The 14,706-nt window shown below is 68.9% G+C and carries 11 protein-coding genes; 3 read left to right on the top strand and 8 right to left on the bottom strand.

What is annotated here, in order from left to right; all coding sequences use genetic code 11:
- The first annotated feature begins 10 nt into the window (after positions 1 to 10).
- Positions 11 to 2,896, top strand: coding sequence for a DEAD/DEAH box helicase (locus NL114_RS00430; protein WP_254822837.1), 2,886 nt, complete (start codon positions 11 to 13; stop codon positions 2,894 to 2,896).
- A gap of 44 nt (positions 2,897 to 2,940) precedes the next feature.
- On the opposite strand, the gene NL114_RS00435 is transcribed toward NL114_RS00430, so the two are convergent.
- Positions 2,941 to 3,465 carry a hypothetical protein gene (locus NL114_RS00435; protein ID WP_254822838.1) on the bottom strand — a complete coding sequence of 175 codons (525 nt, stop codon included), beginning with the start codon at positions 3,463 to 3,465 and terminating at the stop codon, positions 2,941 to 2,943.
- 119 nt (positions 3,466 to 3,584) lie between these two features.
- Between NL114_RS00435 and NL114_RS00440 the strand changes: the two genes are divergently transcribed.
- Entirely contained in the window at positions 3,585 to 4,292 is a 708-nt protein-coding gene (locus tag NL114_RS00440) for a methyltransferase domain-containing protein (protein WP_254822839.1), read from the top strand.
- 155 nt (positions 4,293 to 4,447) lie between these two features.
- Here the strand turns inward: NL114_RS00440 and NL114_RS00445 are convergent, their stop codons facing one another.
- Together NL114_RS00445 and NL114_RS00450 are read right to left on the bottom strand one after the other, a co-directional pair.
- Positions 4,448 to 6,646 carry an AAA family ATPase gene (locus tag NL114_RS00445; RefSeq protein WP_254822840.1) on the bottom strand — a complete coding sequence of 733 codons (2,199 nt, stop codon included), beginning with the start codon at positions 6,644 to 6,646 and terminating at the stop codon, positions 4,448 to 4,450.
- Between the two features lie 42 nt (positions 6,647 to 6,688).
- Positions 6,689 to 8,095 carry a geranylgeranyl reductase family protein gene (locus NL114_RS00450; RefSeq protein ID WP_254822841.1) on the bottom strand — a complete coding sequence of 469 codons (1,407 nt, stop codon included), beginning with the start codon at positions 8,093 to 8,095 and terminating at the stop codon, positions 6,689 to 6,691.
- Positions 8,096 to 8,211: 116 nt separating this feature from the next.
- On the opposite strand from NL114_RS00450, the gene NL114_RS00455 reads away from it, so the two are divergent.
- The gene (locus NL114_RS00455; protein ID WP_254822842.1) at positions 8,212 to 8,547 is read left to right on the top strand and encodes a 2Fe-2S iron-sulfur cluster-binding protein; all 336 of its coding nucleotides are present in this window, start codon (positions 8,212 to 8,214) and stop codon (positions 8,545 to 8,547) included.
- A gap of 35 nt (positions 8,548 to 8,582) precedes the next feature.
- Here NL114_RS00455 and NL114_RS00460 read toward each other — a convergent pair whose 3' ends face one another.
- The 5 genes from NL114_RS00460 to NL114_RS00480 form a co-directional block, all read right to left on the bottom strand.
- On the bottom strand, positions 8,583 to 9,239 hold the full coding sequence (locus NL114_RS00460) for a helix-turn-helix domain-containing protein (RefSeq protein ID WP_254822843.1): 657 nt from the start codon (positions 9,237 to 9,239) through the stop codon (positions 8,583 to 8,585).
- Positions 9,240 to 9,774: 535 nt separating this feature from the next.
- On the bottom strand, positions 9,775 to 10,158 hold the full coding sequence (locus NL114_RS00465; protein WP_254822844.1) for a secondary thiamine-phosphate synthase enzyme YjbQ: 384 nt from the start codon (positions 10,156 to 10,158) through the stop codon (positions 9,775 to 9,777).
- 37 nt (positions 10,159 to 10,195) lie between these two features.
- Positions 10,196 to 10,759 (bottom strand): DUF7344 domain-containing protein, encoded by a 564-nt coding sequence (locus NL114_RS00470; protein ID WP_254822845.1) that lies wholly within the window; start codon positions 10,757 to 10,759, stop codon positions 10,196 to 10,198.
- An 88-nt stretch (positions 10,760 to 10,847) separates the two neighbouring features.
- Complete coding sequence (locus tag NL114_RS00475) at positions 10,848 to 12,836, bottom strand: SpoVR family protein (RefSeq protein WP_254822846.1); 1,989 nt, start codon at positions 12,834 to 12,836, stop codon at positions 10,848 to 10,850.
- Positions 12,833 to 14,167 carry a YeaH/YhbH family protein gene (locus NL114_RS00480; protein WP_254822847.1) on the bottom strand — a complete coding sequence of 445 codons (1,335 nt, stop codon included), beginning with the start codon at positions 14,165 to 14,167 and terminating at the stop codon, positions 12,833 to 12,835. Before NL114_RS00480 ends, NL114_RS00475 begins: the two co-directional genes overlap by 4 nt.
- Positions 14,168 to 14,706 lie beyond the last annotated feature (539 nt).

The raw sequence follows: 14,706 nt of genomic DNA on the forward strand, positions 1-14,706 counted from the left end.
CGGACGAGTAGTGAGCGAACCGGAGCCGGTCGCGGGTGCGGACGCGTTCACCCACCTGCACGCGGACGTTCGGGCGGCCCTCTCCGAGCGTGGCTTCAGCACGCCGACGGAGCCACAGCGCCGTGCCGTCCCGCCGCTGGCACGGGGGGAGGACTGTCTCGTCGTCGCGCCGACCGGCACCGGCAAGACCGAGACCGCGATGCTGCCGGTCCTCTCCGCCATCGTCGAGCGGCGCGAGCGGACCGACGAGGGCACCCACGGCGTCCAGGCCCTCTACATAACGCCGCTCCGGGCCCTGAACCGCGACATGCGCGAGCGGCTGGAGTGGTGGGGCGACGTGCTGGATATCACGGTCGACGTGCGCCACGGCGACACCACCGACTACCAGCGCTCGAAGCAGGCCGAGAACCCGCCTGACGTGCTGGTGACCACGCCGGAGACGCTGCAGGCGATGTTCACCGGCAAGAAGCTCCGCCGGGCGCTCGAAGACGTCGAGCACGTCGTCATCGACGAGGTCCACGAACTCGCCGCCGCCAAGCGCGGGGCGCAGTTGACCATCGGTCTCGAACACCTCCGCGAGTACGCCGACGATTTCCAGCGCGTCGGCCTCTCCGCGACCGTCGGCGACCCGGCCGAGGTCGGGCGCTTCCTCACCGGCGGGCCCGACCCGACCATCGTGGAGGTGGACGTGGGCTCGCGCCTGGAGATCGAGGTCCGCGAGCCCGACGTGACCGAACGTGACGAGCGGCTTTCGGGCCAGTTGCTGACCGAGGCGAACGTCGCGAGCCACGTCCGCGTCATCGACGACCTGGTCCGGGAGAACGAGGCGACGCTCGTCTTCGTCAACACCCGGCAGACAGCCGAGGCACTTGGCTCGCGGCTGAAGGAACTCGGGACGAACATCGGCATCCACCACGGCTCGCTGTCGAAGGAGGCCCGCATCGATGTCGAGGACGGGTTCAAGGCCGGCGAGCTGGACGGGCTGCTCTGCACCTCCTCGATGGAGCTGGGCATCGACGTCGGCCACATCGACCACGTCGTCCAGTACCAGTCCCCGCGGCAGGTCTGCCGGCTCCTCCAGCGGGTGGGGCGGGCGGGGCACCGCCGGGACCAGATCTCCTCGGGGACGGTCATCACGACGCGCCCGGACGACACGTTCGAGGCGCTGGCCATCACCGAGCGCGCGCTGAACGGCGATGTGGAGCCGGCGCGCATCCACGACGGCAGCCTCGACACGGTGGCCAACCAGATATGCGGGCTCCTGATGGGCTTCGGCGAGATATCGGCGCGTGGCGCCTACGAGATCATCACGCGGGCCTACCCCTTCCGCGACCTCGACGAGGACGAGTTCAAGGAGGTCGTCCGCGAGTTGAGCGAGAACCGCGTCCTCTGGCTGGACGAGGAGGCCGACCGGCTGGAGAAGTCACGGGGGACGTGGCAGTACTTCTACGCCAACCTCTCGATGATCCCCGACGAGGCCAACTACACCGTCGAGGACATGGCCTCCGGGCGCACGGTCGGCACCCTCGCCGAGCGGTTCGTCGTCAACTTCGCCGGCCCGGGCGAGGTGTTCATCCAGGGCGGCGAGATGTGGCGCATCACCGAGGTCGACGAGGAGGAGGAGGCCGTGAAGGTCACGCCGGTCGAGGACCCCGGCGGCGAGGTCCCCTCCTGGGTCGGCCAGGAGATTCCCGTCCCGTACGGCGTGGCCCAGCACGTCGCGCGCCTCCGGGAGAAGGCCGCGAGACGGTTCGAGTCGGGCGACGACCACGACGCCGTCGCGCGGTGGCTGGCCGACGAGTACCCGACGGACGAGCACACCGCCCATTCGGCGCTCGAACAGGTCGCCGACCACGTCGAGGCCGACACACCCGTGCCGGGTCCCTCCCGCGTCGTGATCGAGTTCAAGGGCCGTGAGGTGGTCCTCAACGCGGCCTTCGGCCACCGGACTAACGAGACGCTCGGACGAGTGCTCTCGGCGCTCCTGGGCCAGCAGTCCGGCTCCAGCGTGGCGATGGAGGTCGACCCGTACCGCATCGAGATGGAGGTCCCTGGTGGCATCCGCGCCAGCGACGTGGTGGAGAAACTGGAGACGACGGACCCGGACCACCTCCGGCCGCTGGTCGAACTCTCGCTGAAGAACGCGGACTCGCTGAAGTTCAAGCTCGCGCAGGTGGCTGCCAAGTTCGGCGCGCTCAAGCGCTACCGCGGCGCGGGGGCCGCGAACTTCGGGCGCGGCCGTCTGCTCGCGGCGCTGCAGGATTCGCCCGTCTACGACGAGGCCGTCCGGGAGACGCTCCACGAGGACCTCGCGGTCGGTCGGGCCGCGGACGTGCTCCGCCGCATCCAGAGCGACGCGGACGATGACGGGGAGCCCGTCCCAATCGACATCGAGGTCGTCGGCCAGCGGACGCCCATCGGGCTCGGCGGGCGCTCCTCCGGCCGCGAACTGCTCGCCCCGGAGAACGCCGACGCCAGCGTCATCGCGACGGTGAAGGAACGCCTCCAGAACGACCGCGTCATCCTGCTGTGCTGTCACTGCCACGAGTGGGACCGTCGCCAGCAGGTGAAGCGGGTGCCCGACCAGCCCGAGTGCCCCGAGTGTGGCTCGACACGGGTCGCGGCGCTCAACCCCTGGGCCGACGAGGTGGTGCAGGCCGTCCGGGCGGCAGAGAAGGACGAGGAACAGGAGAAACAGACCGAGCGCGCTTATCGCGCCGCAAGCCTCGTTCAGAGCCACGGCAAGCAGGCCGTTATCGCGCTCGCCGCGCGGGGCGTCGGCCCGCACAACGCCGCACAGGTCATCAACAAGCTCCGGGAGGACGAGGACGACTTCTATCGGGACATCCTCACGAAGGAGCGCCAGTACGCCCGGACGAAGTCGTTCTGGGACTGACCGCGTGGCGGTCCGACTGCGGGGAGTTCGCTCGGCGAGGGCGGTCAGCAGACGCTGTACGTCGCGTCGACCCCACCATCGTCGGTGGCGGAGACGATGGCATCGCCGTAGCACTCGCTGGTCTCGATGGTGACCGACGCACGGTCACCGCCGCGCTCGGCGACGACGCGGAACGACTCGATGCCGTCCGGGTCGGCCTCGGCGGTGTTGTAGACGACGCGCTCGCCGGGCGGGAGCGTCACGGCCTCGTCGTAGACGGTCTCGTTCGTCGCTTCGCGGCTGACCCGCACGTGGAGAGTGACCTCGCCATCGAGCCGGTTCTCGACCACGACATCGTGGTTCGGCTCGGGCCCGTAGTGTGGTGTCCCGGGCGTCGGGTCGTCCGTCGGCGTGGCGGGGGAGTCCGGCGTGTCGGTAGGGGTCGGCGTCGCGGTCGCTGTCGGGGACGGGTCGGTCAGCGAGGGCTCGGCCGGCGACGGGGCGCCATCGGTCGGGGCGAGTCCGGTGCAGCCCGCGAGCAGGAGGCTCGCGGCCAGGAGGGGGATGAGGAGGGCGGACGGTCGGGACATCGACCGGGGGTGGTCACTCCCCCGGCATAGGTCTTCCTCGTGTCGCCACCGCGGGGCAGGGTGTGGGTGGGCCACACGGTGGAGAACCGCTCAATACCACGGGGCCTCCGGCACCATCCATGTCCGACCCGTTCGGTCGCGCGGTCCGCGACCACCACGAGGGGGCGCGAGAGTCGGCGCTCGTCCAGCGCGATGGCACGGAGACGCTCGACCACCCCATCGACGACTTCTACTTCAGCACCTACGACGCCGAGGCGGACCCCTGGCTGGCCGACGCCCTCGACGGTCCGCTGCTCGACCTGGGCAGTGGCGCGGGCCGGCGCGCGCTGGCGTTCCAGAGGCAGTTCGAGACCGTCGCGACCGACGTGAGCGAGCAGCTGGTGGCCGTCGCCGCGGACCGTGGCGTGGAGGACGCTCGCGTCGCGGACATGTTCGCGCTCCGGGAACCGTTCGAGCGCGACCGGTTCGCGAGCGCGCTCGCCATCGGCACCCAGGTCGGCCTTGCGGGTTCGATGGGCGGGCTCCGAGCGTTCCTCGCCGATCTGGCGCACGTGACGACGCCGGACGCGACGGCCGTCATCGACGGATACGACCCGGCGAGCGTCGAGGAAGGGGAGATGCTCGGCTATCGCTCGCGGCCGGAGCGTGGGCTGGCTCACCGCGTCTTCCACTTCGAGTACGAGGGCGAGGTGGGCGAGACGCTCCTGTTCATCCTGTTCGGTCCCGAGCGGCTCAGCGAGGCCACAGTTGGAACGGACTGGTGGCTGGCCGACACCGACGCCGAGGAGGATGATGTCCACTACCGCGCACGGCTCGAGAAGCGCTGACTCCCGAGGGTTCAAGAACGATTCCGCAGCAGACGGCGCGTGCCCTGACGAGCCGCCGCCGGACCGCCGACCCGGTCGGGGAGGACGCCACTCCTCGCCCGGTTCCGCCAGTGCGATGCCACGGTTCGGCGCCCAGAGCGGTATCGCCTGTTCGCCTACTCCCGAAGTGACGGCTCCACGACCTCCAGCGCCTGCTCGAAGTGCGCCCGCGTGATGCGGACCTCGTCGGCCCGCTCGGTCGCGGCCTCGGGTCCCAGGTCGGCCGCGAACTCGCGGATGGCACGCATCGAGGCCGTCCGGACCAGTGCCTCCAGGTCGGCCCCCGAGTAGCCCTCCGTGACGGCGACGAACTCGTCGAGGTCCACATCGTCGGCGAACGGCTTGCCCCGGCCGTGGACCTGGAGGATGGCCCGGCGACCGTCGGCGTCGGGGGCCGGCACCTCGACGTGCTCCTCCAGACGACCCGGGCGCAGGAGCGCCGGGTCCAGCGCGTCCCGGCGGTTCGTCGCCGCCAGCACCACCACGTTCGGGTTGTCCTCCAGCCCGTCGAGCTCCGTCAGCAGTTGCGACACCACCCGTTCGGTCACCTCGTGCCCCCCCGAGCCCCGGGCACCGGCGACGGCGTCGATCTCGTCGAAGAAGAGAATCGAGGGCGCGGCCTGCCGCGCGCGGTCGAACACCTCCCGGACGGCCCGCTCCGACTCGCCGACGTAGCGGTCCAGCAGCTCCGGCCCGTCGACGGCGATGAAGTTGACCTCGGACTCGCCAGCGAGCGCACGGGCGAGCAACGTCTTCCCGGTTCCGGGGGGGCCATACAGCAACACCCCTGACGGCGGGTCCGTCCGGGTCGCCTCGAACAGGGCCCCGTACTGGAGCGGCCATTCCACGGCCTCCCGGAGGGTCTGCTTGGCCTCGTCCAGCCCACCCACGTCGGCGAACGTCGTATCCGGCGCCTCGGCGACGTACTCGCGCATCGCGCTGGGCTCGACCGCGTTCATCGCGGCCTCGAAATCCGCCTTCGTCACCGTGAGCGGGTCGCGATTGGCGCGGTCGCGCAAGGCGACCATCCCGGCCTCCTTCACCAGCGACGCGAGGTCCGCGCCGACGAACCCGTGGGTCCGGGCAGCGTACGTGTCGAGGTCCACGTCCTCGGCCAGCCGGACACCGCGCGTGTGGACATCGAGTATCTCCCGACGCCCCTCGGCGCGCGGTGCTCCGATCTCGATCTCGCGGTCGAACCGCCCGCCACGCCGGAGCGCCGGGTCGATGGTGTCGACACGGTTGGTCGCACCGATGACGACGACCTCGCCGCGGTCGTCGAGGCCGTCCATCAACGTCAGCAACTGCGCGACCAGACGGTTCTCCATATCCGCGTCCTCGTCGCGCGCGCCGGCGATGGAGTCGATCTCGTCGATGAAGACGATGGCCGGGGCGCTGGCCTCCGCGCGGTCGAACGTCTCGCGCAGCCGCTCCTCGCTGTCACCCTTGTACTTCGAGACGATCTCCGGGCCCGAGATGGTCTCGAAGTGCGCGTCGACCTCGCTGGCGACTGCCTTCGCGATGAGGGTCTTCCCCGTCCCGGGGGGGCCGTGGAGGAGCACCCCCTTCGGCGGGTCGATACCGAGCTGGCGGAACAGCTCCGGCTCGGAGAGCGGCAGCTCTATCATCTCCTTCACGAGGTCGAGTTCCTCGTCGAGCCCACCGATATCCTCGTAGGTGACGTTCAGCCCGCTGCCGGCGTCCGCGTCGGTCGGGCTGCCGGTCTCGACGGTCGTCCGCCCGGCCTCGTCGGTCTCACCCTCCGCGTCGGACGGCGGGCTTCCCCCATCACCCGGCGACTCATCCGGCTCCCCAGGCACGCTTGCCCCGGGCTGTGGGTGTGAGATGACACGCACGTCGGTCCGTCCGGTGACCCGGACTGTCCCGTCCGGGTCGGTCGACCGGATCTCGGCGCGGGTGTCGAGCCGTTCCAGTCGGACGGTCTCACCGACCCGGAGTGGCCGATCGAGGAGGTCCCGCCGGACGACCTCCAGCGTGTCCTCGTCGAGGCCCACGGGTACGTCCAGTGTCACCTCGTCGGCGTCGGCCACGGAGACCGGTCGGACGGTCACCTCGTCGCCGATGGTGACCCCGGCGTTGGCCCGCGTGTCGGCGTCGATGCGGATGCCGTCCTCGTCGCCGCCGGGCCACACCTTCGCGACCGTCGGGCGTTCGCCCTCCACGACGACCGTGTCGCCGCTGAGCACTCCGAGCGCCCGGCGCGCGTCTTCGGGCAGGCGTGCGACCCCGCGGCCGGCGTCACGCTTCTCGGCACCGCGGACGACGAGCGTCACGCTCCGGCCGTCATCGCTCATGCGCGGGAGAACAACGGGGCGACGGATTACCGTTCCGGGCGGTCAGTACTTCGGTTCGGCGCCGGTCGTCTCGTAGATGTCCTCCATGATCTCGTCGCGCTGGTCCCGCCAGGAGGCGAACTCGTCGGGACCCTCCGGATACTCCTCGTAGTGCTCGGTGAGGCGGTCGGCAAGCTTCTTCGTCTGGTAGAAGTCGTACAGCGTCCCCCAGTGGCCGAACGACTTGATGGCGGTCTGGACCTTCAGCTTCAGGCCGATCTCGGCCTTCCCATCGTAGAGCTGCTCGGAGAGCTTGTCGGCGGGCAGCGACGCGAGCAGCGCCATCAGGTCATCGAGATCGTACGCGGTCGTGAAGATGTTGTAGACGTCGAGGGCGGCGTATCGGCCGCCGAAATGGTCCATCACGCGCGTGTTGTACGACCAGAGCACGTCCTCGGACACGTCACCCTGTTCGAGCGCGTCGATGGCCGCGTCGCCGGCATAGGTGCCCGCATAGGCGGCGCCAGCGATACCGCCACCCGTCGTGGGGTTGACGTGGCCCGCGGCGTCCCCGACGGACATGAACCCGGGAGCGGTGGCCGAATCGTACGGCCGGCGGGTCGGGACCGCGGCGCCGAGCTTGTCCTTCACCTCGGCGTTCTCGAACTCCGGCCGGGTCCGCATGTCGTCACGGAGGTCGTCGACCAGCTTCATCGGCTCCTCGTTCATCTGGAAGCCCAGCCCCGCGTTGATTTCGGTCTCGGTCCGGGGGAAGTACCAGAGGTACCCCGCCGACCGCTTCGTCGGCTTGAACACGAGCGCGTCGTGGTAGTCGACCGGCTCCTCGACCTCGATGATCTCCCGGTACGCCGAGGAGAACTGCGAGAACCGGACGTTCGTATCGAACGTCGCGTCCGAGAGGTCGGCCTCGTCCTGCAGGATCGACAGCGCGCCCGCGCCGTCGATGACGAGGTCGGCGTCGTATCGCACGGGGTCGCCCTTCCGGATGCCGGTGACGCCCGTCGCGCGGCCGTCCTCGTCCTGGAGGACGTCCTGGACGACCGTGTCGTAGTGAAACTGGACGCCTGATTCGGTGGCCCCCTCGATGAGGAGTTCGCCGTACAGCTTCCGGTCGATGACCGCCAGCTCCCCGGGGACGGGGATGTCGAGGACGGCGTCCTCCGCGGGAATCTCGAACTGGCCGTGGTCGACGACCGTGTTCGTCAGCGCGGGCTCGATCTTCGACTTGGGGATGACTTCCGGGAACTTGTCGGCTCCCTTCAGCGCGTCCCCGCAGGCGATGTGGCCGGCTTCCTCGGCCGTCTTGCGCTCGACGATGGTCACGTCGTAGCCCGCCTCCGCGATGGTCGCCGCCGCGTAACAGCCCGACGTTCCGGCGCCAACGACGACGACGTCGACCTCGTGCGTGTGCCGGGTCCCCGCCGCCGTCCCGGCCTCGTCGGTACTCATACCCGCCCGTCGTCACCGGACCGGCAAAACTCTTTATTACCGGACCCCCGACCGGGCACTCGCGTCACCGGGTCCGTTCGACAAGAGTTTTGTCGACCGTTTCCGAACCCCCGGGTATGACCGAGTACACCGTCGAGTTCGTCGGGACGGGCGAGACCATCACCTGTTCCGACAAGGAGACCATCCTGAAGCGGTGCATCGAGGAGGGCGTCGCGCAGGAGTACTCCTGCCGCGTCGGGATGTGCCTGGCCTGTTCCGCCGAGATCCTCGAGGGCGAGGTCGAGCAGACCGTCGCCGTCCGCCGCGGCCTCACCGAGGAGGAGGCCGAGAGCTACGCGCTGACCTGTATGGCCCGGCCGCTGTCGGATCTGAAGCTGGAGCGCGGCAAGTACCCGCCCAGTATCGAGAACGACATGCAGGCGGGGAGTGGTGAGGCCGCGGCCGACGACTAGGGACGGGACGCGTCGAGGAGGAGGAGCGCCGGGACTCACCCGGTGACGAGCGTCGACAGCACCCGTGATTCCGCTTTCCGGAGGTGCTCGTCGACGGTGGAGGGCGCACAGCCGAGGTTGTCCGCGATATCCTCGTGGGTCGCGCGACGGGGGATCTCGTAGTAGCCCAGGTCCACGGCCGTCCGGAACACCTCGAGCTGGCGGTCTGTGAGCATCGAGAGCATGTCACCCCGTTCGGGGGTGTACTGGCCAACCTGCTCGACGGTGACCTGTACCTCGTCGGGAATCTGATCGAGCGCCTGGCGGAGCATCTCGTGGGTGCCGACCAGCGTCGTCCGGAGGCCGCCACGGTCGGTGAACTCCAGCGGCGTGTCGATCATCAGCGCGTAGCGCTGGGCCAGCGTCATCAGCGAGCCCGCGGGCTCTCCCGGCGGGACGTGGACGTAACAGTGGAAGCGCTCGCCACGGACGTTCATCATGTCGTACGCGAGGACATCGTCGGACTCCTCCAGGGCCGGTGCGAGGTCGTCGGGGTCGCCCCGCAGCCGGTAGAGCATCACGCCGGTCCCGTCACCCAGCGCGTTCACGTGCATGAGGGCCTCCCGAGTGACACCAGGGGTGTCGACGATGATCGCGTCCACGGGGTGGATGGTCCCGTCGTCCGGGGTCAGGGTGAAGTCGAAGTATCTCATGGGCCCTCCGCTGTCGCGGGTTGCCACTGCGTTCGACGCCGACCGGTTAGTCGTTTTGGCCCTGCGAGCACGGGCGACCCACCCGACGCAGGCTCACGCCAGCCCGGCCACCGGTCCGTGCGTCCCGTTGCCGTTCCCCGAGGCATAACAATTACCGGAGATAAGCGGGCGGACAAGTATAAGTGTACCGTCAAGGGATAGCACAGTGGATGGCCACATCGCCGCTCTACGCGTGTTTCAGCGCCTGAGTGCCCTGTTGTGGCGACAGCCACCGGAAGCGTGCTTCGATGTCGAACAGTGACTCCGGATCGTTGCTCCGGGTGGTCGCGGCCGAGGGCCACGTCGTGGGTCTGCAGGTCACCGCGGAACCGGCCTCCAGCAGTCCCAGGGATGAGAACACCCTACAGGTCCGCCCCGGACGACCCTGAATCCACGGGCGTCGGCAGAGAGCACGGGCGTCGCCAGCGCGTCGGCCACCTCGTCGTCGAGTGCGGTACGTGGGTACTCGGCGACCTCGAACCGGTCCGGCAGCCACTCAGCCGAGGACCTCGACCGTCCGGGTCCGGGGGCCGTCGCACTCGACCAGCAGGACGGCCTGCCACGTCCCGAGGTCGAGGTCGCCGTCGCGGGCGGGAACCGTCTCGGAGGCCCCACAGAGGAGCGCCCGGAGGTGCGAGTCGGCGTTGTCGTCGATGTCGTCGTGGCGCCACCCCTCGTCCGGGACGACATCGGCGAGGAACGTCTCCATGTCGGCCAGCAGTCGCCGCTCGGCCTCGTTCACCACGACGCCGGCGGTGGTGTGTCGGGAACGGACCGTCACGGGGCCATCGGCATCGGCGGGGAGGGCGTCCACGACGCGGTCGGTGATGTCGATGGCCTGCAGGCGCTCGTCGGTGCCGACCTCGAATCGCTCGTGCATGTGGCCCGCATGGCGGGCGGCCCGCAAAACGCCTGCTCTACTCCTTCCGGAAGCGCTGGAACAGGATGCGGTCCTGCTGTGCGTAGACGTGGTACGTCGAGGACAGCATCAGGATGACGAAGAAGACGGTTGCGGTGACGGTCACGCCGAGCGCCTCGACGCCGGGGACGCCGAGCAGGACCGCGATGGTGGTGAGCGTGCCGAGCAGCCCCAGGCCGAAGTAGAACTCGCCCCACGAGAGCCCGTACCGGGGAACGATCTCCATGTACACCTCGACCTCGCGGACGCGGTCCTCGAGGCGGACCCGCTTCTCGTCGGAGTCGTAGGAGACGATGCCGAACTCCTCGAGCTTCGGCAGATGGGTCTGGTGGAGCGAGACGTAGACGGACTGGCGCTTGTCGCTCGGCGGCGGGTCCTCGCCGGTCTCCAGCGAGGCGATGGCCTCCGAGAGCTCGCGGACACCCATCGTCCCGTCCGGCTGCTCCTGCAGGTTCTTGATGGTGAGCCGGCGCCGGTCGTTCCGGAGGATGTCGTGGATGTCGCTCGGTTCCATCTCCGTCGGCGTGTCCGCCTCCGGAGTGACTGCGCTACCCTCTGACACTACACACCGGTTGCGCCCGGGGGGTCAAGAACCTATCCACAGGGCCGCCCAGCCCGCCGTCGTCCGGCCCGAGTCCGGGGCCGGCGCATCACGCCAGCCACTCGTCGGGTTTGGTGTCGTAGTCGACATCCGTCGCGGCGATACCCTCGACGGCCTCCCACGGGAGGTCCTCGACGGTGAACTCCTCGCCGTCGTACCGGAGGAGCTTGCCGACCTCCTCGGGTTCGGGCTCGCGGTCGCGTCGGCGCGCCACCTCGATGTCGTGCTCGTCGACCTCCTTCACGATGGTCTTGAGGTTGACCGGACGGCCCCAGAGCTGGAAGACGCGTTCGAGCGTCTGCCGGGCCTGCTGGATGTCCAGCATCACGCCGTTGTACTGGTGAGCGAGCAGCAGCTCGTTCCGGTTCTCGTAGTTGCCGTCCTCGACCGCGATGGTCGGCTTCCCGAAGTTGGTGAACCGGAGCATCAGCTTCTTCTTCACGTCCCGGTAGTCGGTCGAGGTGACCCGGTAGTCGCGGGTCGTGTGCGTGTACTCGTAGGTGAAGTAGTCGTTGTCGTCGACGAACTCCTGCGTGAGGAACTCGTCGAGGAAGGTCACGTCGTTGTGGGACTCGCGGATCTCGCGCATCCGGTCCCAACCGGCGGCGCGGTCGACATCCGCGACCGCGTCCTCGACGGAGTCGTACCGGTCCGTGTCGAACAGGTAGCGGGCGATGCGCTCCAGCTCCGACTGGCTGATGCGCTTGAGGAAGCCGCGAAACGCCGGTTTCACGAGCGAATAGTGGCGTTCCGCGAGGCCCGCGTAGGTCAGCACCTTCCAGGGGTACTTCTGTACGTCGACCTCGCCATCGTGGGCCGCCGCCAGCGCCTCGGCGTCGACGCGCTCGTCGTCTGGGTCGAGGTCGTCCAGGTGCCCGACAACGTCGACCAGCCACGGCTCGGGTTCGAGCAGGTCCCGCACCTCGTCGAGGTCGATCACGTCCTCGAAGTTGCGCCAGGTGACGCCCTCCACCCGGAGCAGCTTCTCGACGACCTCGCGGCGATTGGTGGTGTTCTCGACGTAGTTCCAGAGCTGCAGGCCGAGCTTGTACGGGTTCAGCCCGGGCGAGCCCAGGACGGCGGCCATGTGGTCGGCGTACGAGAGGAACTCGTCGTCGCCGGCGAACGCCTCGTCGGTCATCATCTTCGACTCCCAGTAGGCGGCCCACCCCTCGTTCATCACCTTCGTCATCTTCTGGGGAGCGAAGTAGTACGCCTCCTTGCGAAGGATCTCCAGCACGTCGCGCTGCCACTCGGTCATCTCCACGGCCTTCTCGGCCTCCGCGTCGTACGCCTTCCCGTGGTTCCAGAGGAACGCGAGGATGTCCTTCTCGGGCTCGGCCGGGAACCGGACCTCCTCGTCGTCCTCCTGGGACTCGAGCCACTCCTCGTCGAACACCTGGTCCCGGACCTCGTCGGAGAGCTCCAGCTCGTCGAGCTTCTCGGCCACGACCTCCGCCTCGACATCCTCGCCATCACTGCCGCGCGTCTCGGCCGGGACGAACGCCCGGTGCTGGTCGACGTTGTCCTCCAGACAGAGGACGTGGTCGATCCACGCCTCGACCGCCTCGCGGTCGATCTCGGGGTCCTCCATGTACTCCCGGATGGTCTCGGCGTGGCGCTCGAGCATGGCGGCCGCGTCCGGGTCGTTCGCGAACAGCCCGAACCACTCGTTGTTCCGGAAGAAATCGGAGTGCGCCTCGACGTGCGTGATGACGGCCTTCTGGTCCGCGAGGCTGTTGGACTCCTGGAGGAACGCGTGGGCGGGGTTGTCGTTGTTGACGATCTCGAACGCCTTGCCGCCCATGAACTGGCCCTGCTTCTGCTGGCGGTCGTACTGCATCCCCCAGCGCCAGTGCGGGTACCGCGTCTGGAACCCGCCGTAGGCGATGAGCTCGTTCATGTCGTCGTAGTCGACGATCCAGTAGTTGACCGGGAACGGCTCCAGGCCCAGCTTCTCCGCGAGGTTGGCGGCCTCGCGCACCGGTTCCTCCAGTCCCTCGGCGATACGCTGCTGTTCGATGCGGTCGGGGTTCATCGTGCGGTCACCTCCTCGGACTGCTCCGTGCTGAGGATGGTGTAGATGGCGTCGACCACGTCCTCCGGGCTGGAGACGTAGGCGACGGCGACGTTGGAGTCGCCGCCGAAGTGCTCCTCGACCTCCTCGGCGTGGGTCGCGTTGATGGCGTTGCCGGAGGGCTGGGTCTCCACGTACGCGTGCAGGTTCGCGGGAATCTCCTCCATCGCCGGGATGACCCGCTCCTCGGTGTCGTTCGAGGAGTTCTCGCTATCGCCCGCGGCGAACACGTAGCGGTTCCACTCGTTCCAGGGGTAGCGCTCCTCCAGAATCTCCGCGGCGAGGTCGTACGCGCTACTGATGCGCGTGCCGCCGCCGCTGCGGATGCCGAAGAACTCCTCACGCTCGACCTCCCAGGCGTCGGCGTCGTGGGCGATGTAGACGAACTCGGCGTTGTCGTACTTGCCCGTGAGATACCAGTCCAGCGGCGTGAACGTCCGCTCGACGAGTTCCCGCTTCTTCTCGCGCATCGACCCACTCACGTCGCGGATGTTGACCACGACGACGTTCTTCTCGCGCTCCTCGACGATCTCGGGGTAGCGGTACCGCTCGTCGTCGCGCCGGAACGGCACCTCGTCGATGCCGTCCCGGCGGATGCGGGTCGCCGTGGACTCACGCTCGACGTTGGCTTCCATCTCCTCGATACTGGCCCAGCGGTCCCGCTCCTCGCGGGGGATGTCCTCGTAGGCCGTCTCGATCCACGGCCGGGAGACGGGGATGTGCTGCTCGCGGGCCCACTCGAACACCTTCGCCGGCCCCCAGCCCTCGACGCGGAGCGCCTCCTGCAGGTAGTTCTCGTCGAAGTCCATCGCGAGCTTGCGCTTCAGCCCCTTCTTGAACAGGCGCTCGAAGTCGAGGGTGGACGCGGGCCCCGTGCGCGTGATGTCCGTGAAGTCGCCCTCCTTCTCCTCGATGACCTTCTTCCCCTTCGGGTCGAGGTCCAGTCCGAGTTCCTCGTCGAGTTCCTGGGCGAACTCCTCGGGGTCCATCTCGTAGTACTCGTGTTCGCCGCCCTCCTCGCCGGGCTCGCCGTCCTCGTCGCCGTCGCCCGGCTGCGGCTGTGGCTCGCCGACGGGTTGGCCCACGTCGGGCGTGTCGCCGTCGCCCTGGCCCACGCCGCCCATGTCGCGCTGGTCGTAGGCGAACTCCGGCAGGTCGACGATCTTGATGGGGATCTTCACCTCGTCCGGGAGGGATTGGCCCATGTCGCCGTACTGGATGAACTCGGAGAGGTCCTGCCGCTTCTCCTCGCCCACTTCGCGATATCGTTCGAGGTCGTCTTTCAGTCCCATTACGTTGTTACCTCATCTATTATTTCTGAATTTAGATGTTTGTCCGTCGAGTACCCTGGTAATACCGGTGTGTGCGACGGCGACGGGGACGCTACCGAAGCCCTCGGGCGCTCGGGGTGCCGGGACTCGCTGCGCGCTTCCCTCACGGCTCGCGAGGCTCGCCGCTCACGGCGGCTTCGCCGCCGTTCGCTCGGGGGAGCTTCGCTCCCCCGCTGCTCGGTCCAGTGCTTGCTTCGTCCGGGCACCGTCGAGCGCCCTCGCCCTTCGGCAGTCCGCCAGGGTTCGGGGGGCAACCGGAGCATTCGCGCGTGGAGGTTCCATGGGGGCGCAGAGTCCCCACACCTCCCCGCGCGGGCGCCGGCGTGTTCCGGCACGCTCGCTTCGCTCGCGGTGGTCCGAGAGACGCCTGCGGCGTCTCTCGTCATCACGAAAGGCGGCGGAGCCGCCTTTCGAACGACCTCCACGGAAAGGGCGCCCGCGCGCTTCCTGTCCGTGGAACCGGCCGGCCGACCCGTCGCTCGGCTAGTGCGTGCCAGCCC

Source organism: Haloglomus halophilum (assembly GCF_024298885.1).
Lineage (GTDB): Archaea > Halobacteriota > Halobacteria > Halobacteriales > Haloarculaceae > Haloglomus > Haloglomus halophilum.